20 protein-coding genes and 1 riboswitch are annotated in these 20567 nt (G+C 63.6%); of the genes, 10 read left to right on the top strand and 10 right to left on the bottom strand.

What is annotated here, in order from left to right:
• Positions 1–16: 16 nt before the first annotated feature.
• The 3 genes from dapE to O3299_RS11865 are packed head-to-tail and all read left to right on the top strand — an operon-like array spanning position 17 to position 4146.
• On the top strand, positions 17–1153 hold the full coding sequence (dapE, locus tag O3299_RS11855) for a succinyl-diaminopimelate desuccinylase (RefSeq protein ID WP_305062391.1): 1137 nt from the start codon (positions 17–19) through the stop codon (positions 1151–1153).
• A 56-nt stretch (positions 1154–1209) separates the two neighbouring features.
• Positions 1210–2100: a 50S ribosomal protein L3 N(5)-glutamine methyltransferase gene (gene prmB / locus O3299_RS11860; protein WP_099667205.1), complete on the top strand. Its 891-nt coding sequence runs from the start codon at positions 1210–1212 to the stop codon at positions 2098–2100.
• Positions 2101–2148: 48 nt separating this feature from the next.
• Entirely contained in the window at positions 2149–4146 is a 1998-nt protein-coding gene (locus O3299_RS11865) for an ATP-binding cassette domain-containing protein (RefSeq protein ID WP_289897235.1), read from the top strand.
• A gap of 39 nt (positions 4147–4185) precedes the next feature.
• Here the strand turns inward: O3299_RS11865 and O3299_RS11870 are convergent, their stop codons facing one another.
• Positions 4186–4668, bottom strand: a complete 483-nt coding sequence (locus O3299_RS11870; RefSeq protein WP_077406904.1) for a chemotaxis protein CheW — start codon at positions 4666–4668, stop codon at positions 4186–4188.
• A gap of 195 nt (positions 4669–4863) precedes the next feature.
• Between O3299_RS11870 and arfB the strand changes: the two genes are divergently transcribed.
• On the top strand, positions 4864–5262 hold the full coding sequence (arfB, locus tag O3299_RS11875; protein WP_034779396.1) for an alternative ribosome rescue aminoacyl-tRNA hydrolase ArfB: 399 nt from the start codon (positions 4864–4866) through the stop codon (positions 5260–5262).
• On the opposite strand, the gene O3299_RS11880 is transcribed toward arfB, so the two are convergent.
• Both O3299_RS11880 and O3299_RS11885 read right to left on the bottom strand, forming a co-directional pair.
• Positions 5263–7122, bottom strand: a complete 1860-nt coding sequence (locus O3299_RS11880) for a flagellar assembly protein A (RefSeq protein ID WP_305062392.1) — start codon at positions 7120–7122, stop codon at positions 5263–5265.
• Between the two features lie 159 nt (positions 7123–7281).
• Positions 7282–7671, bottom strand: coding sequence for a hypothetical protein (locus O3299_RS11885; RefSeq protein WP_099378341.1), 390 nt, complete (start codon positions 7669–7671; stop codon positions 7282–7284).
• A gap of 264 nt (positions 7672–7935) precedes the next feature.
• Here O3299_RS11885 and ompR point away from each other — a divergent pair, with 264 nt between their 5' ends.
• On the top strand, positions 7936–8637 hold the full coding sequence (gene ompR, locus O3299_RS11890; RefSeq protein ID WP_223278807.1) for a two-component system response regulator OmpR: 702 nt from the start codon (positions 7936–7938) through the stop codon (positions 8635–8637).
• 13 nt (positions 8638–8650) lie between these two features.
• Complete coding sequence (locus O3299_RS11895; RefSeq protein ID WP_077406916.1) at positions 8651–10009, top strand: sensor histidine kinase; 1359 nt, start codon at positions 8651–8653, stop codon at positions 10007–10009.
• Between the two features lie 38 nt (positions 10010–10047).
• Here O3299_RS11895 and O3299_RS11900 read toward each other — a convergent pair whose 3' ends face one another.
• Together O3299_RS11900 and O3299_RS11905 are read right to left on the bottom strand one after the other, a co-directional pair.
• Positions 10048–10527, bottom strand: coding sequence for an Imm26 family immunity protein (locus O3299_RS11900; RefSeq protein WP_099667202.1), 480 nt, complete (start codon positions 10525–10527; stop codon positions 10048–10050).
• 125 nt (positions 10528–10652) lie between these two features.
• Complete coding sequence (locus O3299_RS11905) at positions 10653–10958, bottom strand: hypothetical protein (protein ID WP_034750230.1); 306 nt, start codon at positions 10956–10958, stop codon at positions 10653–10655.
• 142 nt (positions 10959–11100) lie between these two features.
• Here O3299_RS11905 and O3299_RS11910 point away from each other — a divergent pair, with 142 nt between their 5' ends.
• Together O3299_RS11910 and O3299_RS11915 are read left to right on the top strand one after the other, a co-directional pair.
• Entirely contained in the window at positions 11101–12258 is a 1158-nt protein-coding gene (locus O3299_RS11910; protein ID WP_099667201.1) for an iron-containing alcohol dehydrogenase, read from the top strand.
• A 79-nt stretch (positions 12259–12337) separates the two neighbouring features.
• Positions 12338–12435: riboswitch (TPP riboswitch) on the top strand.
• Between the two features lie 85 nt (positions 12436–12520).
• Positions 12521–14668: a TonB-dependent siderophore receptor gene (locus tag O3299_RS11915; protein WP_305062393.1), complete on the top strand. Its 2148-nt coding sequence runs from the start codon at positions 12521–12523 to the stop codon at positions 14666–14668.
• On the opposite strand, the gene O3299_RS11920 is transcribed toward O3299_RS11915, so the two are convergent.
• The 3 genes from O3299_RS11920 to O3299_RS11930 all read right to left on the bottom strand — a co-directional run bounded on the left by O3299_RS11920 (position 14665) and on the right by O3299_RS11930 (position 16429).
• Positions 14665–15213, bottom strand: coding sequence for an ATP-binding protein (locus tag O3299_RS11920; RefSeq protein ID WP_305053141.1), 549 nt, complete (start codon positions 15211–15213; stop codon positions 14665–14667). The genes O3299_RS11915 and O3299_RS11920 overlap by 4 nt on opposite strands.
• Entirely contained in the window at positions 15213–15824 is a 612-nt protein-coding gene (gene pnuC / locus O3299_RS11925) for a nicotinamide riboside transporter PnuC (RefSeq protein WP_099667198.1), read from the bottom strand. The genes O3299_RS11920 and pnuC overlap by 1 nt, the downstream gene beginning before the upstream one ends.
• A gap of 86 nt (positions 15825–15910) precedes the next feature.
• Positions 15911–16429 carry a DUF2867 domain-containing protein gene (locus tag O3299_RS11930; RefSeq protein WP_289910771.1) on the bottom strand — a complete coding sequence of 173 codons (519 nt, stop codon included), beginning with the start codon at positions 16427–16429 and terminating at the stop codon, positions 15911–15913.
• Between the two features lie 67 nt (positions 16430–16496).
• Here O3299_RS11930 and O3299_RS11935 point away from each other — a divergent pair, with 67 nt between their 5' ends.
• Both O3299_RS11935 and O3299_RS11940 read left to right on the top strand, forming a co-directional pair.
• Positions 16497–17132, top strand: a complete 636-nt coding sequence (locus tag O3299_RS11935) for a TetR/AcrR family transcriptional regulator (protein ID WP_251351636.1) — start codon at positions 16497–16499, stop codon at positions 17130–17132.
• 52 nt (positions 17133–17184) lie between these two features.
• Positions 17185–17676, top strand: a complete 492-nt coding sequence (locus O3299_RS11940; protein ID WP_305052691.1) for a hypothetical protein — start codon at positions 17185–17187, stop codon at positions 17674–17676.
• Between the two features lie 27 nt (positions 17677–17703).
• Here O3299_RS11940 and O3299_RS11945 read toward each other — a convergent pair whose 3' ends face one another.
• Both O3299_RS11945 and O3299_RS11950 read right to left on the bottom strand, forming a co-directional pair.
• On the bottom strand, positions 17704–18237 hold the full coding sequence (locus O3299_RS11945; protein WP_305052692.1) for a hypothetical protein: 534 nt from the start codon (positions 18235–18237) through the stop codon (positions 17704–17706).
• Between the two features lie 153 nt (positions 18238–18390).
• Positions 18391–20547, bottom strand: a complete 2157-nt coding sequence (locus O3299_RS11950) for a S46 family peptidase (RefSeq protein ID WP_370385276.1) — start codon at positions 20545–20547, stop codon at positions 18391–18393.
• Positions 20548–20567: the final 20 nt, after the last annotated feature.

The raw sequence follows: 20567 nt of genomic DNA on the forward strand, positions 1-20567 counted from the left end.
CGGCACGACCTTACCCATGACCACCTCCAAAACCCTCGCCCTGACCGAAAAACTGATCGCCCTGTCCTCGGTCACGCCCGACGACAAGGGCTGCCAGCAGCACCTGATCGACATCCTCACGCCGCTGGGCTTTGTCTGCGAAACGATACAGTCGAACGACGTCACCAACCTGTGGGCGCGCCGCGGCACGACGTCGCCCGTATTCGTCTTTGCCGGCCATACGGACGTGGTGCCGACCGGCCCCGTCGAGCAATGGCGTTCGCAGCCCTTCATTCCCACGCACCGCGACGGCAAGCTGTACGGCCGTGGCGCGGCCGACATGAAGACCTCGATCGCCGCCATGGTAATTGCCTGCGAGGAATTTATCGCCGCCACGCCGGAGCACACGGGTTCGATCGCCTTTTTGATCACCAGCGACGAGGAAGGCCCGGCCACGGACGGCACCGTCATCGTGTGCGAGCAATTGAAGGCACGCGGCGAGCAGATCGACTATTGCCTGGTGGGCGAGCCGACGTCGAGCGCGCAGCTGGGCGACATGATCAAGAACGGCCGCCGCGGTTCGCTGTCGGGCCGTTTGACGATCAAGGGCGTGCAGGGTCACATTGCCTACCCGCACCTGGCAATGAATCCCATCCACGAAGCGGCGCAGGCGCTGGCCGACCTGGTCGAAGAGAAATGGGATGCGGGCAACGAGTATTACTTGCCCACCTCGTGGCAAATGTCGAATATCAACGCGGGCACGGGCGCGAACAACGTGATTCCGGGCGACATGGTGATCGACTTCAATTTCCGCTTTTCCACGGCCAGCACGGCCGAGGGATTGCAGGAACGGGTGCACGCCATCCTCGACCGGCATGACTTGCAATACGATTTGCAGTGGACCCTGAGCGGCCTGCCCTTCCTCACGCCGCGCGGCACCTTGAGCGATGCGCTGTCGGCCGCCATCCTGGAAGAAACGGGCCTCGCGACGGAGCTGTCGACCACGGGCGGCACCTCGGATGGCCGGTTTATCGCGCAAATCTGCCCCCAAGTGATAGAATTCGGGCCGCCCAATGCCAGTATTCACAAGATCGACGAGCACATCGAACTGCGCCACATCGATCCCCTGAAGAATATTTACCGGCGCACTCTGGAGCATTTGCTGCCCGTCTGAACCAGAATACCGAGGCCCGTCACGGCGGGCCAGAACACCGTCTTTTCGAGAATGCCATGACCCCGAACCCGTTTTCCACGCCACGCGACCTGCTGCGCTACGCCGTTACCCGTTTTAATACCGCCAAGCTGTTTTTCGGCCACGGCAGCGCCGAAGCGTTCGACGAAGCGGCCTATCTGATCCTGCACACGTTGAAGTTGCCGCTCGACAAGCTCGAACCGTTCCTCGACGCCAAGCTGCTGCCGTCGGAAGTGGCCAGCGTGATGAGCGTCATCGACCGCCGCAGCATCGACCGCGTGCCGGCCGCCTACATCACCAAGGAAGGCTGGCTGGGCACGTATAACTTCTACGTCGACGAGCGCGTGATCGTGCCCCGCTCCTTCATCGCCGAGCTGATCCCTGAATACTTCTCGCCGTGGGTGGCGGAACCGGAAGCCGTGGAAAACATCCTGGAACTGTGCACCGGTTCGGGCTGCCTGGCTATCATGATGGCCGACGCCTTCCCGAACGCCCAGGTCGACGCAGTGGACATTTCCGCCGATGCGCTGGCCGTGGCCAAGCGCAACGTCGACACGTACAAATTACAGGACCGCGTCACCCTGATCGAATCGGACCTGTACACGAACGTGCCGGCCAAGAAATATGATTTGATCATCAGCAACCCGCCGTACGTGAATTCCGCGTCGATGGGCGCCCTGCCCCAGGAATACCTGGCCGAACCGCAAATCGCCCTCGACGGCGGCAGCGACGGCATGGACCTGGTGCGCAAGATCATCGCCGGCGCGGCCGAGCGCCTGACGGATGACGGCATCCTGATGATTGAAATCGGCAACGAACGCGCATACGCGGAAGCGGCCTTCGGCGAACTGGGCCTGACCTGGCTGACGACGAGCGCCGGCGACGACATGGTCTTCCTGCTGACGGCCGAGCAGCTCAAGCTGGTATAAGCGCTGGCGTCAGCGCGCAGCGCCTTAATTTACAACACAAAGAAAAAAATGATACGTTTCCTACAAGTAAGCCTGATGCGCGGCATCAAACCGTTGCTCGAACAAGTCGATGTCACCCTCAATCCGGGCGACAAGATCGGCCTGATCGGAGCCAATGGCGCGGGCAAATCGAGCCTGTTCGCCATGATGCGTGGCGAATTGCACCCTGACCAGGGCGAGATCGATTTCCCGGCCAAATGGCGCGTGGCTTACGTGGCGCAGGAAACGCCGCCGCTGGACCGTGCCGCGCTCGACTATGCGATCGACGGCGACGTCACCCTGCGCAAACTGGAAGCGGAACTGGCGCGCCTGGAATCGGAGCCTGCCACGTCGGAAAACGGTATCGCCATCGGCGAAATCTACAGCGCCATGGCCGATGCCGACGCCTACACCGTGCAATCGCGCGGCGAGCAATTGCTGCTGGGCCTGGGCTTCACCCTGGACCAGATGCAGCAACCGGTGGCGAGTTTCTCCGGCGGCTGGCGCATGCGTCTGAACCTGGCGCAAGCGCTGATGTGCCCGTCCGACCTGCTGCTGCTCGATGAACCGACCAACCACTTGGATCTGGACGCCATCATCTGGCTGGAAGACTGGCTCAAGCGTTACGCCGGCACCTTGCTGATCATTTCCCATGACCGCGACTTCCTCGACGAAGTCGTCAACGTGGTCGTGCATATCGACGAGCGCAAGCTGAAACGCTACTCGGGCAACTATTCGAGCTTCGAGCGCCAACGCGCGGCGCAGATGATCCTGGCCGCCGGCGCGCTGGAAAAGCAGCAGCGCAAGCGCGCCCATCTGGAATCGTTCGTGAACCGCTTCAAGGCGCAAGCGTCCAAGGCCCGCCAGGCGCAAAGCCGCATGAAGGCGCTGGCGAAGATGGAAGAACTGGCGCCACTGCGCGCCGCCGCCGAATTCTCGTTCGAATTCCGCGAGCCGCTGTCGGCTCCGAACCCGCTGCTGGTGATGGAAGACGTCGATGCGGGCTACAAGATCGAGAACGAAGCGACGGGCGAAATCACGCATAAAACCATCGTCAACGGCATCAAGTTTTCGCTGCAGATCGGCCAGCGCATCGGCTTGCTGGGCCAGAACGGCGCCGGCAAATCGACCCTGATCAAGACCATCGCCGGCGAACTGATGCCGCTGACGGGCGACGCCACCATGGGCAAGGGCCTGAACATCGGCTACTTCGCCCAGCACCAGGTGGAAATGCTGCGCCACGACGAATCGCCGCTGTGGCATCTGGCGAAGATCGCCCCGACCGTGCGCGAGCAGGAACTGCGCAACTTCCTCGGCGGCTTCAACTTCCCCGGCAACATGGTCACCGCGTCGATCGCACCGTTCTCGGGCGGCGAAAAAGCCCGATTGGCGCTGGCCCTGATCGTCTGGCAGCGTCCTAACCTGCTGCTGCTCGATGAACCGACCAACCATCTGGATCTGGAAACGCGCGAAGCGCTGACGGAAGCGCTGGCCCAGTTCGAAGGCACCCTGGTCGTCGTGTCCCATGATCGCCACTTGCTGCGCGCCACCACCGACGAATTCATCATCGTTGCCGACGGCAAGCTGCAACCGTTCGACGGCGACCTGGACGACTACAAGGATTGGCTGTTCAAGACCAAGCTGGGCAAAGGCACGGACGTGCTGCCGGCCGCCGGCAAGGCCAACAAGACGGACTTCCCCGTGACGTCTTCCGTACCTTCGCCGGTAGCTGCCGCCCCTGCCGCGCCCGTGCGCGACAAGCGCAAGGAAGCGGAAGAGCGCCAGAAAACAGCCGCCCTGCGCAAGCCGATCGAAAACAAGATCAAGCGCCAGGAAGAGCAGATCGCCAAGCGCAATGCGCAAAAGGCGGAAACCGACGCCAAGCTGGGCGAGCCGACCATCTACGACGCGGCCAACAAGGCCAAGCTGAAACAATTGCTGGCCGACCAGACCTTCTTCACCAAGGATCTGGCGCAGCTGGAAGCGGAATGGCTGGACTTGCAAGATCAACTCGAAAAGCTCGGTTAAGCAAGTAGCGACAAAAGACGACTTCCGGGTCGTCTTTTTTTATGCCGCCTGCATGGGGCTGGGGCTGCGGATCGCCATCAGGCGGTCGATGTCGACGAGGATCAATCGGCGACCCGCCACCGTGCCCAGGCCCAGCAGGTAATCGGCTTCCGTCTCGCCCAGGCCGGGCACGGCGGCGATGTCGGCGGGGGCCAGGCTGACGATATCGGTGACGCCATCGACCACCATGCCCATCACGCCATTGCTCAGCTGCAGGATGATCACGTCGGTAGCCGGGTCGGGCGCGCCGTGGGCGCTGCCGAACGCGGCGCGCATGTCGACGATGGGAATGATCACGCCGCGCGAGACGGCCACGCTGTGCAGCACTTCCCCTTCCGAGGAAAAGCGGTCGAGCTCCTTCAGGGGGCGCAATTCCCGCACGCAACGGTAATCGAGGCCGTATTCCAGGCCGCCCAGCCGGAAACTCAAGTACTGCGTCAGGTATTGCGCGGTTGCGGCGCCAGGCGTGGTCGTGGGCTGCATGGTGTTCCTTTCATCCGGTAAGCGCTGCCAGGATGCGCAGTGGCGCAACGTTGGCCCCATGCTAACCAGCATCGCCGCAAGCGGCGTTGAGAAAACTCAACTTTCCCGGAAGGCCAGCCTGACCTCGGCGCCCCGCCTTGCGCCGGCGCAGCCATCTTCCCTTACAATACCCACATTCCCCCCAACAGGCAGGCCATGCAACACCTCGTCAACCCCGCTGAAGTTGAATTTTCCGCCATCCGCGCCCAGGGCCCGGGCGGGCAAAACGTCAACAAGGTGTCCAGCGCCATCCATTTGCGCTTCCCCATCGCCGCCTCGTCGCTGCCGGAAGCGTACAAGGAACGGCTGCTGGCCCTGCGCGACAGCCGCATCAGCAAGGATGGCGTGCTGGTGCTCAAAGCGCAGCAGTCGCGCAGCCAGGAGCAGAACAAGGAAGAGGCATTGCGGCGCTTGCAGGAAATCATCGACAGCGTGACTTTCCTGCCCGCCGTGCGCCGCGCCACCAAGCCCACGCGCAGCTCGCAGCGGCGCCGCCTCGACAGCAAGAGCACGCACAGCGTCCTCAAGCAATCCCGCGGCAAAGTTATCGACTGATCAGGGCGGTGGCTGGTAAGTCCAGTCCAGGCTGCCCGTGCTGTCCGCGAACACAGGCTGCGTGGCCGGCGTGGCGCTGCGCAGCAAGGCCTTGATTTCTTTCGGCGGCCGGTCGTAGACCTTGGCCGGTCCGGGCGGCACGACGAGGGCGCGCACCGTCGTCTCGCCATCGACGAGGCCCAGGGTGCAGCGCGACTGGCCCGCCGTCGCCTGCCGCTCCTGGCGCAATTGTTCCACCAGCGCCAGCATCTGCGCGTGCAGGATTTCCGACTGTTTCACTTCCACGCGCAGCCGCGCCACCTCCTTCAGCACGGGAGCGATGCGCGCGGCCAGCTTGTCGTACTGCACCTGCTGCGCTGGCTGCAACTGCAATTCGCCGCGCCGCAGCTGGCCGGCCAGGGTCAGGTAGTTGCGCACCTCGGGCAATTGCGCGATGGCATCGATTTCCTGCTGGCGCTTGTGCTGCACCTGCAGGAATTGCGCCGCCTTCGCCAGGCTTTCCCCGATCTTTTGCTCCAGCGCGCTCAAGTCGGGCACGAGGGGAAACAGCAGCATTTCCACCTGCCTGCGGGGACCGGCGCTGCCGATGCGGATGGTGCGCGCCGCCACGGCGCAGCCTTCGGCCAGTTCGATGACGACCTCGTCGGCGATGATCTCGCAATTGCTGGCGCTGTCGATCACCACGCGCGTGCCGGCGATGACGCAGCTTTCGGCCCGCTTCACGTGCACTTCGCCGCTCAGCGCCTGCAGCACGGAACCGGAGGCGACGCCCTCGACGCGCACGTCGCCGTGCTCGTTGAAGGCCGTGCCGCCCACCAGGTTGCGCTTGAGCCATATCAACCCGCCATGCGAGTGCAGATGGCCATACACGTCGCCATGGATGGTGATGTCGCTGCCGTCGAGCTGGCGCTGCTCCTGCACTTCGCCATACTCCTCGTAGGCGGCGCGCAGCTTCAGATTGCCCGTGGTGCGGCTGCTGACGCCTTCGCGGCTGACGATCTTGTTTTCGATCGACATCTTGCCGTGCTCATCGACATTCACATAGCCATCCATGGTGGCGACGACGAAAGCGCCATCGCTGAAATACTCGACCGACGTGCCTGGCCCCGCCACCGCAGCCAGGTCCAGCTCCAGCGGCGCGGGCGGCGGCATTGGCTTGCCGGCCAGGTCATAGCCAGGCAAGCCGGGCGTGCCCGGCAGCAGGCGCAGCAGGCGCGCGTGCTTTTTCACTTGCGGGAAGCGGTTCTTGAAGCTGAGCAAATCCAGGCGGCCATCGGAGCGTTCGCGCGGCGCATCGTCGCGGTGGATGCCTTGCGACACTTCGACCAGTTGGGCGTCGCGCCCCGGCTGCGGCGGCAGCACCCGCGCCACCGTGATGCGCTCGGCCTTGCCGCTGGCAAGCATGGCGCGCACGGCCACGCTATCGATGCCGTAGTGCACGCCCTTGCACCACAAGTCAGCCACCAGCTCGTCAAACTCGCGGCGCGCCGGCGCCTGGCCATCCGCGTCGGCAGGCAAGGTTTCAAAATAAAACTCGGCGCTGTCGCCCCGGATCTTGACCTGTTTATACAGCGCGCGGCGCTGGGGCGGGAACGGCGCCACGCGCACGGCGATGCGCAGCAAGGCGTCGCCCTTGGGCGCGGCGCGGGGTGCGGGGGCATGGAACAGGGTCAGCAGGAACAAACCGTAATCTAGGCCCGCCAGCAACTGCCCCGACTGGAACAGCTGGTCGACGGCGGCGCGCAGCTGCGCCGGCGCCAGCGACAGGTCCAGGAACACGCCCTCGTCGCGCTGGACCAGGCCGTGCGGCAAGCCGCCTGCGGGGACCGCATCCGGAACGGGTGTGTCGTCGTCGCTCACGCCTTGCCTCCCCCAGCAGCCATTTCAAAGAATTGCCTCCGTGCACTAGAACAATATCACGGGGCGGGGCCGTGTGCCTGACTCGGCAACAATGCATGCGGCCAGATGCAAACAGGGCCATGTCTTGCGAGATGGCCCTGTCGGAGGGGGGATGGCTGCCTAGCGGCGCGGCGGGTTGGAATAGATATCCTGGCCCACTTCGTTGATCTGGCGGCGCAGGTCGCGCCGTTCGTCGGGCGTCATGCGGCCCGTGCGGCGCGAAGCGTCGGCGCCTTCGTTGGCGCGGCGCTGCTCTTCGGCGCGCGTGTCGAAACTGCGTGCGTCACGCTGTTCGCGCAGTCGCGTATCATTGCTGCTGGTGCGCTGTACCTGTTCATACCGCTGGGCCTGCATTTGCTGCTGGTCGTCACGGCGTGGCGGCGGCTGGTTTTGCGCTGACGCCAGGCTGGCGGCAAACACGGAGCAAACGGCAAATGCGGACAGCACAGTTGTACGTGCGGCAATAGCTGCGCTGGGAGCGGCGTGAATTTTTTTAGTAAAGATATTCATTGAGTTCCTCTTCCGCGATGCCGTATAAACTTAAAGCTGATTTCCACTGTGGCCCCAGTGTATGATGCTTTACACGGTGCAGTAAGAGTAATTGGGTAAAGTTTGTAACACTTTGTAATGGGTCGCCACAGCCCCTTGCCGACGCCGCGCGAGGCGTTACTATAGCAACTAATATAAGATAACACGACACCCTAAATGACCACAACCTCCACTTCCGGCAGCAACACACCAACGCAATCGATCCACGGCCACCAGGCAAAAATCATGGTGGTCGATGACGATGTGCGCCTGCGCGACCTGCTGCGCCGCTACCTGACCGAACAGGGTTTCAATGTCTTCACGGCAGAGAGCGCGACGGCCATGAACAAGCTGTGGCTGCGCGAACGCTACGACCTGCTGGTGCTCGACCTGATGCTGCCGGGCGAAGACGGCCTGTCGATCTGCCGCCGCCTGCGCGGCGCGGGCGACCAGACGCCGATCATCATGCTGACGGCCAAGGGCGAAGACGTGGACCGCATCGTGGGCCTGGAAATGGGTGCCGACGATTACCTGCCGAAACCGTTCAATCCGCGCGAGCTGGTGGCCCGCATCGGCGCCGTGCTGCGCCGCAAGGGTCCCGATGAAATCCCGGGCGCGCCGTCGGAAACGCCGCAAACCTTCGAATTCGGCGACTTCGTGCTGGACCTGGGCACGCGTACCCTGAAAAAGAATGGTGAGACGGTGCCCCTGACCACGGGCGAGTTTTCTGTGCTGAAAGTGTTTGCCCGCCATGCGCGCCAGCCCCTGTCGCGCGAAAAACTGATGGAACTGGCGCGCGGCCGCGAATACGAAGTGTTCGACCGCAGCCTGGACGTGCAAATCTCGCGCCTGCGCAAGCTGATCGAGCCTGATCCGTCGAGCCCGCTGTTCATCCAGACCGTGTGGGGCCTCGGCTACGTCTTCATCCCGGACGGACAGCCGCGCTGATCGCTGGCGAGGCATGATGAAGCTTTTTCCCGATATCAGCCTGGCGCGGCTGAAAAGCGGCTTGTTCTGGCGCACCTTTTTGCTGCTCGGCACCTTGACCACGGTCAGCATGATCGCGTGGTTCAGCATGATTTCCTTCATCCAGCGCGAGCCGCAGGCGCAGCAGATTTCCGCCCAGATCATTTCCGTCGTCACCATCACGCATGCGGCCTTGACGCACTCGGCGCCCGAGTTGCGGCGCGAGCTGCTGTTCGACCTCGTCAGCAATGAAGGCATCCGCATCTTCTCGCTGGAAGAAGACGACCGCATCGAGCCGCCGCCCGACAATTACCTGATGCCCGACATCGAGGCGCTGGTGAAGGCCAAGCTGGGCAAGGACACGCGCTTTTCCGCGCGCGTCAACGGCGTGGCCGGCTTCTGGGTCAGCTTCAAGATCGACGACGACGAGTACTGGCTGATGCTGGACCGCGAGCGCCTGCGCGGCCTGACGGGCTTCCAGTGGCTGGGCTGGGCCAGCCTCGTATCCCTGCTGTCCCTGCTGGGCGCGGCCATCATTTCCAGCCTGATCAATCTGCCGCTGTCGCGCTTGACGGCGGCCGCGCGCGACATCGCCAAGGGCAAGCAGCCGGCGCCGCTGCCGGAAAAGGGGCCGATCGAAATCATCGAGGCGAACCGCAGCTTCAACCAGATGGTCGACGACCTGAAACAGGTGGAATCGGACCGCGCCGTGATCCTGGCCGGCATTTCGCACGACTTGCGCACGCCGCTGGCGCGCATGCAGCTGGAAGTGGAAATGGCGAACCTGTCGGACGAGGCGCGCGAAGGCATCCAGTCCGATATCGGGCAAATGGACGCCATCATCGGCCAGTTCCTCGACTATGCCAGGCCGACGGAGGCGTCGAGCTTTACCGACGTCGACCTCAGCGGTTTGCTCAACGACATGACGCGCGAAGCGATGCGCCTGCCGGACGTGAAGATCAACGCCAGCATCGCCGACGGCGCGCATGCGATGGGCAATCCCACGGACCTGCGCCGCGTGCTGAACAACCTGATCGAGAATGCGCGCCGCTATGGCAAGACGCCGGACAGCGACGTGACGGAAATCGACATCGCCTGCCAGGTGCGCACCAGCCACGGCGCGAAAAAGGTGATCATCGAGGTGCAGGACCACGGTACGGGCGTGCCGGCGGAAAAGATCGAACAGCTGATGAAGCCGTTCACCCGCCTCGACACGGCGCGCGGGCAGGCAAATGGCGCCGGGCTGGGCCTGGCCATCGTCGACCGCGTGCTGCTGCGCCACGGGGCTGAATTGCAAGTGCGCAACCGCGAAGGCGGCGGCCTCGCGTTTCAGATCAGCTTGCCAGCGGCATAAACGGACGGGAACGGTACAGTTGTGCCGTTCCCTGCCGCTCAGGCGGAAGCCTGTTCCTGCGCCAGCAATTTATTCATCAACAATTCCGTCGCCCCATAACCGTACAGGGAATCGCTTTCCATGCCCGGCGTATCGAAGGGAATCGATTCCTCGCGGTTCAGCTTGGCAGGGTCGGCATCCGCATAGCTGGCGCGCCAGGCGCGCTGCAAGGATTCATTGCGGCGGATAAAGGCCGGCATGGGCCAGGCGTCGCGCTCCCAGTGGCGGCTGTCGCCCAGCAGGGGCCAGCGCTCGTTGAGCAGGGCCATGTCGCCCGTGCGCAGGCGGCGCACGGCCTGTTCCGGGCGCAAGCCTTCCAGCTCTTCCAGCGTGGGCAAGCTGTCGCGCTTCGGCCCGAACATATACGCCAGCATGATGCGCCCGGCAGGCGCCCTGCGCGCCACCACGCCGACGGCATAGCCGCCGCCCGGCAAGGGCACGGCAAACCAGCTGCCTTCTCGGTATGGTAATGATCTCATTTCTTGAAGCCCCCTGAAATACACCGGACAGCCGCTGCTATCCGACGTTAAATTTAATTAGGGGCACAGTCTACGCGAAGCGATGCGAAAGTGGCGCATGGTACGCCACAGCAACAAACCAATAGTTACAATATTTTCTCGTCATAGTGATACTGGGCAACAATTGGCCCCGCCTTGAACAGCGCTTCCTTCATGGCCGTGTCCAGGCGCGCGTCGCGGCGGCGCATCCATTCGAGCAGCATGGCCGCTTCCTTGCGGCTGGTGTCGCCCGCATGCGCGAGCACGCGGCGCAGTTCCGGGTCCGTGCACGCCTCGAAACGCTGGCTGTTCAAGTCCAGCGCCTGCAGCGCGGCGATGGTGGCGCCGATGGCGCGGTGCATGTCGAGCGCGGTGGCCGGCAAGCCGGATTCTTCCAGTGGGACGGTGGTCATGCGCATTCCTTTTCGCGTGGTGGTGACATCGGCTGCATTCTCCACCGCGCGGACGAAAAGCTCAAGCGTCCACGGCACGTTTCCACCCATTCGGCCATAATCATGGCTCAGCAACAGCCTAAACCTCAGCGGCAGGAGCCCCATGTTCAATTTCGACTTTTACAATCCGACGCAAATCCTTTTCGGCCAGGGCCAGATCGCCGCCATCACGGCGCTGATCCCGCCCCAGGCCAGAGTGCTCATGACGTATGGCGGCGGCAGCATCAAGCAGAACGGCGTCTACGATGAAGTCAAGGCGGCGCTGGCCGGCCATACGGTGCTGGAATTTGCCGGCATCGAACCCAATCCCAGCTATGAAACCCTGATGCAGGCCGTGGCCATGGTGAAAAGCGAGCGCATCGATTTCCTGCTGGCCGTCGGCGGCGGTTCCGTGGTCGATGGCACCAAGTTCATCGCCGCGGCCGCACTGCACGAAGGCGTGGCCTGGGACATCCTGGCCAAAGGCGGCAAGATCGTCGAAGCCGCCCTGCCCTTCGGCACGGTCCTGACCTTGCCGGCCACGGGTTCCGAAATGAATGGCTCGGCCGTGATCACGCGCAAGGCCACGCAGGAAAAGCGCTCGTTCATGAGCCGCAAGGTCTATCCTAAATTCTCCGTGCTGGACCCGTCGAAGACGTTCACCTTGCCGCTGCGCCAGGTGGGCAATGGCGTCGTCGATGCGTTTGCGCATGTGATGGAACAGTATTTGACCTACCCTGTGAACGCGTCCGTGCAAGACCGCTTCGCCGAAGGCATTTTATTGACGCTGATCGAAGAAGGCCCGAAAGCCCTGTCGCACCCGGACGACTACGACGTGCGCGCCAACGTGATGTGGAGCGCCACCCTGGCCTTGAACGGCCTGATCGGCGTGGGCGTGCCGCAGGACTGGTCCACGCACGCCATCGGCCACGAATTGACGGCCTTGTACGAGCTCGACCATGCGCAAACCCTGGCCATCATCCTGCCCAGCATGTTGCGCGTGCGCAAACAAGCCAAGCGCGCCAAGCTGCTGCAATACGCGGCCCGCGTCTGGGGCCTGGACGGCGGCGACGAGGATGGCCGCATCGAGGCCGCCATCGCGCGCACGGAATTCTTCTTCCGCCACATGGGCGTCAAGACGCGCCTGGCCGACTACGGCCTGAATCACGCCAGCGTGGACGCCGTCGTGTCCGCCCTGGAAGCGCACGGCATGACGGCCCTGGGCGAACAGCGCGAAGTGACGCCCGCCGTCAGCCGCAAGGTGCTGGAACTCAGTCTGTAGCTCAGTTTACAAATTCCAGCCACACTGTTGTAAAACGGTCAGCCGGGTGGGACAGCTGGCCGTGGTTCATGCTAAGCTGTCATTTCGCTAGGGGTCCTGGAGCAGTCATCCGGGTGAGAGATACCCTTCGTACCTGATCTGGATAATGCCAGCGAAGGAAAGCGCAAAGTACCTCCCTCCTTTGATAGCTCCTGCGTTGGCGCCAGCCGAACAAGCAGCCTGCCGTGCTCTTTACAGAGCCGGCTTGAACCACGAGCAATCTATGTCCACACCGAATTTATCCGTTTCTGTTCTGACCCTGGCCATCCTGCACGCGTTTGCCGCGCCCGCCCTGGCTTCCGACGCAGCCGACCCGCAGGCGCAAAGCATGGCCGAAGTCGTCGTCACGGCCAGCAAGGCGCCGGCCGCCAAGCGCGCCTCCGTGGGCGGCTTCAGTGACGCGCCGCTGCTGCAGACGCCGGCATCCGTCACCGTCATTTCGCAAAAAGACATGCAGGACTTGCAGATCCGCAATCTCAGCGATGCCGTCAAGCTCGACACCAGCATCAACGACGCCTACAACGCCGTCGGCTATGCGGAACAGTTTTCCATCCGCGGTTTCAAGCTCGATAACAATTCCAGCTACCGCAAGGATGGCGTGGCCATTCCTGGCGACACGCAAATCCCGCTGGAAAACAAGGAACGCATCGAAGTGCTGAAGGGCCTGGCCGGCTTGCAGGCAGGCGTGGCCGCGCCGGGCGGCGTGATCGACTTCATCGTCAAGCGCCCCACCGCCGCCCCGCTGCGCACGGTCACCGTGGAAACGCGCGAGCGCGGCACCCTGTACGGCGCCATCGACCTGGGCGGCCGCCTGGAAGACACGCGCTTCGGTTACCGCGTCAACGTGGCGGCCGAGCGCCTGCGCTCCTACATCAAGGGCGCGGACGGCAACCGCAAGTTCATTTCCGGCGCCTTCGACTGGCAGATTTCGCCGCAAGCCCTGCTGCAAATCGATGCCGACTACCAGGACAAGGCGCAGGCGACGGCGCCCGGCTTCCAGCTGCTGAACAATAAAACCTTGCCGACCGGCATCAGCGCCGACGCCATGCTCAACCTGCAGCCGTGGACGCGTCCCGTGGAAACCGTCACCAGCAATCTCGGCCTGCGCTTCCAGTACGCGTTCAGCGACGACTGGCATGCCACCCTGTCGGCCAACCAGCACTCGTTCAAGCGCGACGACTACACGGCCTTCCCGTATGGCTGCAGCGCGCAAGACCTGTACCCCGGCTTCTGCGGCAATGGCGACTACGACGTGTACGACTACCGCAGCCTGGGCGAGACGAAAAAACCGCTGAGCGCGCAAGCCATGATCCAGGGCAAGTTCGCCACCGGTTCCCTGCGCCATGAATTCACGGCCGGCGTCTCGACCTTCCGCCGCAAGGACCGCGCCGGCCTGTACGTGTACGACTGGGCTGGCGTGAGCAACATCTACCGCCCGCAGATCGTCGACATGTCGACGGGCGTGCAAGGCCCCGTGCGCCTGGTGCGCAAGGACACGGAAAACTCCGTCTTCGTGCAGGACATCGTCAGCCTGGCGCCGAACTGGAAGCTGCATGGCGGCTTGCGCCATATCAATGTCGACGGCTACCAGTATGTATTGAAGGCCGATACGGAAATCCGCGCCAAGCACGATTTCCTGCTGCCCAACGTCTCGCTCGTCTACACCCCGCTCGACAACCTCTCCGTGTACGCGGCCTATTCGCAAGGCATGGAACATGGCGGCACGGCCGACCGCAAGGCGCTCAATGCGAACGTGGAATTGTCGCCCAGCCGCTCGAAGCAGGTCGAACTGGGTGTGAAGATGGATGTGACGCCGGACTTCATGCTGGCGGCCAGCCTGTTCCAGATCCGCAAGGGCCTGGAATTCAACCAGTACGTCGACAGCACCGCCTATAACTTCGTGCGCGAGGGCCAGGCCCAGCACCGGGGGCTGGAATTGTCGGCCCAGGGAAAGGCATCGTCCAGCCTGAGCCTGGGCGCATCCGTGACGGCCCTGAACAGCCAGCAGTCAGGCACGGGCAATGCCGACCTCGACGGCAAGCGCGTGCCCAACGTGCCGGCCTTCAAGGCGGCCGTGCATGCGGATTACGCCGTGCAACAGGTGGCGGGCTTGAGCGTGAATGGCAGCTGGGAATATGCGGGCAAGAAAGCATTTGAGTACAGCAACACGACCTTCGTGCCGTCGTACAACGTGTTCAACCTGGGCGCCGCGTACGCCACGCGCATCGCCGGCACGCGCGCCGTGCTGCGCGCCGCCGTCAACAACGTGGCCGACAAGTTCTACTGGCGCGACGTGACGCCGGAGTCGGATGGCTATCTGTATCCGGGCGCCAGCCGCACGTTCAAGGTCTCGGCGCAGTTTGACTTCTAATTGAGGGAAATGACAGGCGCCGCAGCGAGCGCCTGCTGCAGCAAAGGCGCCGCCTGTTCCAGGCGCGCCTCCAGGCTGTCGCGTAGCACGTGGTAGACGATGCCGCGCGCGTCGAGCTCATCGAGCAGGTAGCGGTAGATCAATTGGCGCACGGCTTCCGACTCGCGCTGCAAGCCATCGGCCACCCAGGGGCTGTCGGGTGCCGTGACCAGGGTCAGATCGTACTGCGTGGCATCGGCCAGCGCCGCCAGTTGCGCATCTGCACCGTGAAAATAATGGCGGCTGTACACCACCGTCATCAAGGGCGTCGTGTCGCAAAACAGGAAGTGGCGGGCTTGGGCGGCAGCGGCCGCTTCGCGTTCGACTTGCGTACGCGCAATACCATACTGATCCGCCGCCACGGGCACCCTGCCTTGCGTTTCCACAAACTCGCGTAAATACTCGGGCACCCAGACGCTGCCATAGCGCTCGGCCAGGGCCGCCGCCAGGGTCGACTTGCCCGACGATTCCGCGCCCAGGATGGCCACGCGCACGCAACGCTCCATCACTTGAGGACCATCGCGCTCGGCGCGGCCGGAGCCGACTTTCGCCACGCCAGCAAGCCGATGACGGCCATCACGACGAAGAACGCATACAGCACGGCCGTCAGGGTCAGGCCCTTGTGCACATACAGCCACACGTACAGCACGTCGACGATGATCCAGGCGATCCAGTTTTCCAGTTTCTTGCGCGACAGCAGGAATTGTCCCACCAGGCTGCCTGCCGTGAGGAAACCGTCCGCATGGGGCACGTCCGTGTCCGTCGTCGTCAGCAGCCAGGCGATGAGCAGGAAGCCCACCAGCCAGCCGACGGCGCATGCCAGCCAGCCGCGGCCGTCGAGGCGCGTCACGGGCAGGGTCTTGCCGCCGCTGGCCGGATGCAGCCACTGGTACCAGCCCCAGAACGAGACGCTGATGAACAGCAGTTGCAAGGCCATGTCGCCATACAGGCGCGATTCGAAAAACACGAAACCGTAGGCGGCCGAGGAAATGATGGCGAACAGCCACGCCCAGTGATTCTGGCGGATGTTCAGCGCAACGGTTGTCAATGCCAGGACAAAGGAAATCAGTTCAAGCGGCGTGGTGGCAAAACCCAGCAGGAGAAGCGTATCGTTCATGGGAATCGTGATGAGGCTGGTGGTGCAGTATGCAATACCAGCCATGAATAAGCAAGATTGCCCGCACCGCCAGCCCCCTCCCCCGCTCAGGCAAAGCCGCCCTTGACGGCGCGCGCCAGCGAGCGCTGCACGATCAGCTTGTGGAAGGGCCGGATCACCAGGATGTAGGCGCGCCCCACCCGATTATGGCAATGCACGACGCTGGACATGGTCACGCTGCCATGCCGCCCCGCGTCGCGGTTGCGCAGCACCGACAAACGGAAATCCAGGTGGCTGTCATCCTCGCCCACGATGATTTCATCGTCGCTGACGGCAAAGATGCGGAAGATGCCGATGCGCTTGCCAGGCCTGGCTTCCATCTGCCTGGCCGTCCGGATGCCGAAACGCGCCACGATGGCGTCGCGCACCACCATCAGCTTGCGCGCCCAGCCCGGCTGGCTGCCCAGCAGCACGCGCGCCAGGCTTTCCATGTCCATCTGGCGCGCCTGCGCAGTCGGCAACTCGACGGCATACGCGTCGGCCAAGTGGCTGCCCGGGTACAAGGGGGCGATGCTGGCGCCCGGCGGCAAGGCCACGGCGCGTACCGCATTGTTCATCTCTTGCATGTGCTCTCCATGTGTTCAGTGATAACATGGCCATCATACACGACAATGTGAACAGCGATAACATAACATGAGCACGAACAGCAATTATCACCATGGCAACCTGCGCGACACCCTGGTCGCCGCCACCATCGCGCAACTGGCGCAACAGCACGACGCCGCCCTTTCCCTGCGCGAACTGGCGCGCACGGTGGGCGTGTCGATCGCCGCCGTGTACCGCCACTTTCCCAGCAAGGAAGCCTTGCTGGCCGACGTGGCGGCGGCCGGCTTCGCCAGCCTGATCGCCAAATGGGAAGCCGAACTGCCGCCGCAGGGCAGCCTGCCTTCCGAACAGCGTTTTCAGCTGCTGGGCCAGCAATACATCGAATTCGCCCTGGCCGCGCCGGCCCATTACCGGCTGATGTTCGAACACCAGGACGTGCGCCAGTTCCCCGCCTTGCAGGACGCGGCGCAGGCGTGCTTCCAGTACGTGCTGCAGACGGCCGGCGCGGCCGTGCGCGAAGCGGGCCTCGATGCGCGCTGGGACAAGGCCGCCGCCAGCGCCGGCTGGTCGCTGGGCCACGGCTACGTGATGCTGCTGCTGAGTGGCCGCCTGGCCATGGCGGACGGCGGCGACGAGCTGTCGCCCGCCATGGTGCCGCGCTTTTTTCAGTTGCCCGTGGAGGCGCTGCGGCAGCTGCCTTGCCAGGCGGGACAACCGCAATAAAGCCAAATTGACTCGCTTATCGGCAAGTGCCACCTTCAGGAACTGATGATTCATGCATGACATATCGATAGACACGCTCTCCGTGATTGCCAGGCAATGCCTTGCGCTCACGTGCCTGCAACGCTTTTGCCGGCAGCATGCCCTGCACCACCCCGCGCTGTCCGCGTTCGCCGGCCACGTGTGGAAGGTGGCGCAGCTCGCGCCTGGGGATTTTGCCACCTGGGAGCGCGGCTTTGCTGGCCTGGCAGTGACGGGCATGGGCGATCCCTGGCCGGACGACCTGCGCATGGCGCTGCCCGGGCACCTGCTCGGCGCGCTGGAGCAACTTGTCGGGCATGTGCTGGAAACGAGCGCCTGTACCTGGCATGGCGATGACCTTGCGGCAAGCCGGCGCCAGCTGGAAGCCGTGCTTGAAATCTGTGCCAGGCATGGCGTGGCGGCGCCGCCGCTTGCGCACTATGTGCAGCACGATGCGGCGCTGCGTGGCGGCTGGGGGCCGATGCTGACGGACGCGGAAGTCAGGCGCTGGCAAGCCCTGCTATAGCGCGCGGCTTGCAATAGCGGCGGAGGCTCACGCCGGCAGACCCTGGCGCACCTGGTCGAGCAGCCGCTCCTCCTCCTCCGTATCCGCGTCGATTTGCGTGACGACGGTCCAGAATCGCGGGCAGGTCTTGATCTGCTCGAACGCATGGCTCGTTTCAAGCCGCACCATGGTTTTCCTCAGGCTGTGCAGATAGCCCTCCTCGATGGCATCGAGCAGTTCGTCATCGGCAGCGTCGATCAGCTCGAGCAGCGCGCCTTCGATCCTTGCATAGCCCTCCTCCCACAGCTGGCCGATTTCCGGCACGTCGACTTCGATGCACTCGTTCGACCAGTCCGGAGGATAGTAATCGCGCTCCCGGTTGGCGGGATCAGTGTCAAGGCTCAGCGAAAGGGAGGGGAACGATACGGCGTTGAAGGCAAAGGCGGAAAATGCCTGGTCCTTGAATGGGGACGCGCCCAGCAAGGCCAGCGACGCGCTGGCCAGCTTGAAGCAGGTTTCTTCGACGTCGTAGGCAGTTTCAAATGTCTGCCAATCAAGTGGTAAAGCGGGAGTCGGGGGCATGGCGGGCCTGTCGAAAAAATAAGAGTGGAAAGTGATCGGAATTATACGTGGCGCAACCGATGCGGCAGGCGCCGGCCGCGCGTACGGTGCGGCCGCAAAAAAGCCGCATCGGCCCTGCGGCGGATGCGGCTTTGCGCTAGCGCAAGCTGAAGCTTATTTCTTGGCAGCTTTCACTGCCTTCGGATACTTGATCGTCATTTCCTGCAGCAAGTTATCCGCGTGGTCCACTTCCTTCATCACCCACAGCATGTAGCGGATGTCGAGGTGGATGGCGCGCGTGATGGCCGTGTCGAAGTACCAGTCCTTGGTGATCGATTCATACGTCGAATCGAAGTTCAGGCCGATCAATTCGCCGCGCTTGTTCATCACGGCCGAGCCGGAATTGCCGCCCGTGGTGTCGGCGCTGGTGAGGAAGTTGACGGGCACCGTGCCCAGTGCCGGGTCGCGGAACTGACCGTAGCGTTTTTGCTTGACGGCGTCAATCAAGCCTTGCGGCGCTTCGAACGGAGCCTTGCCCGTGACTTTCTCGACGATGCCTTCCACGGTCGTGAACGGCCCCTTGGTGATGCCATCGCGCGGCGAGTACGGCGATACCGTGCCATACGTGACGCGCAGGGTCGAGTTGGCGTCAGGATAGACCGGCTTGCCTTGCGATTTCTTCCAGGCAATCACGGCTTGCATGTATTGCGGAATCACGCGTTCCAGGTTGCCGTCGATTTCCTTGCGGCGCTCTTCCAGCGCCGCCTCGACGGGCTGCAGCTTGATGGCCAGCGCCATGAAAGCGTCGTCGGACTGGGCAACAGCGGCCTGGTCCTTTTCCAGCCAGGCCAGGCGCTTGGCCGTGTCAGCCAGTTGCGTCTGCTGGTACAGGGCCGCCACGGCGCCTGGCGCCGGCAGCAGCGCGTCCAGGCCTTGCGGATGGCTCTTCGCCGCCAGTTGCGCGTAACGCTTCAGACCGGCTTCAAAACGCGCCTGGTCGACCTTGTTGACATACGACTGTTCCAGGCGGGCCAGGCGGGCCTTGATGAAGGCCAGGTCGCGCTGCTGGAAGCCCGATTCGCGCTCGGCATCCGCTTTCTGGCGCTCCAGCGACAAACGGTAGATGGTGCGCGCGCTTTTCAGCAAGTCGCTGTTGGTGGCCACGCTCCAGGCGAACTCTTCTTCGCTCAAGGCCATGTCGCTGGCGATCGCCGCGTCCAGTTCGGCCAGCAGGGTGGCCGACACGTTCGGCTGTTTCGCGTACCAGGCGCGGAACTCGGCATCCTGCACGTCCTTGATGGCGGCGATGTCCTTGCGGGCGAAACCGTCGAGCAAGCCCTGGGTTTTCTTCAGCACGTTGTTGATGCTTTTCACCACGCTCGCATAGCGCACGGCAGCGGCAGCGTCGCCCTTCGTCGAGTCGGCCATCACGGCCAGGTCCGCTTGCAGTTCGGATACTTTCAGGGGGAAGGCCGTATCGCGCGCGAAGCGGATTTCCGCCGGCAGCTTGTAGCGGCTGGTGCGGCCGGGGTAGCCCGCCAGCAAGATGCCGTCACCGGCTTTCAAGCCTTCGGCCGAGACCACCAGGAAATCCTTCGATTGGTACGGCACGTTGTCGGGCGACGGGTCGGCCGGACGGCCATCCTTGCCCACGTAGGCGCGCAGGAACGAGTAATCGCCCGTGTGGCGCGGCCACTCGTAGTTGTCGGTATCGCCGCCGAAGTTGCCGATCTTGTCCGATGGCGCGTACACGAGGCGCACGTCGCGTATCATCATCTGGCGGATGCGGTAGTACTCGAGGCCGCGGTGGAAGGCGGGCACGGAGCAGCGGTACATCTTGTCCGTTTCGCATTCGGCGATCAGGTCCTTGACGCGCTTTTCCACGGCTTCGTGGCGCGCGCGGCCGCTCATGTCGGCCGTCAAGCCTTTCAGCACGCGGTCGCTGACGTTTTCCACCTTGTCCGTCACATACACGAGGCTGTTCGGACCGCCCGGCAGCTCTGCGGCGCGCGTCTTGGCCAGGAAGCCGTCGGTGATGTAATTGTGTTCCGGCGTGGAATTGCGCTGCACGGCGCCATACGCGCAATGGTGGTTCGTCACCACCAGGCCGGCGTCGGAGACGAAGGCGGCCGAGCAGCCGCCCAGCGACACGATGGCGCTCATCGGGTGCTTGCTCAGGTCGGCCAGTTTTTCTGCAGGAATGTCGATGCCGACCCGTTTCAGTTCGGCTTTCAGCTGCGGCAATTGGTGTGGTTGCCACTGCCCTTCGTCGGCGTGTGCGCCGGCGAACGCGCCCAGCAAGGCGACTGGTAATACGATTGTCTTGAACAAGATTTGCTCCTCCATAAAAA

This window comes from Janthinobacterium sp. SUN176, assembly GCF_030587335.1.
GTDB classification, from domain to species: domain Bacteria; phylum Pseudomonadota; class Gammaproteobacteria; order Burkholderiales; family Burkholderiaceae_D; genus Janthinobacterium; species Janthinobacterium kumbetense.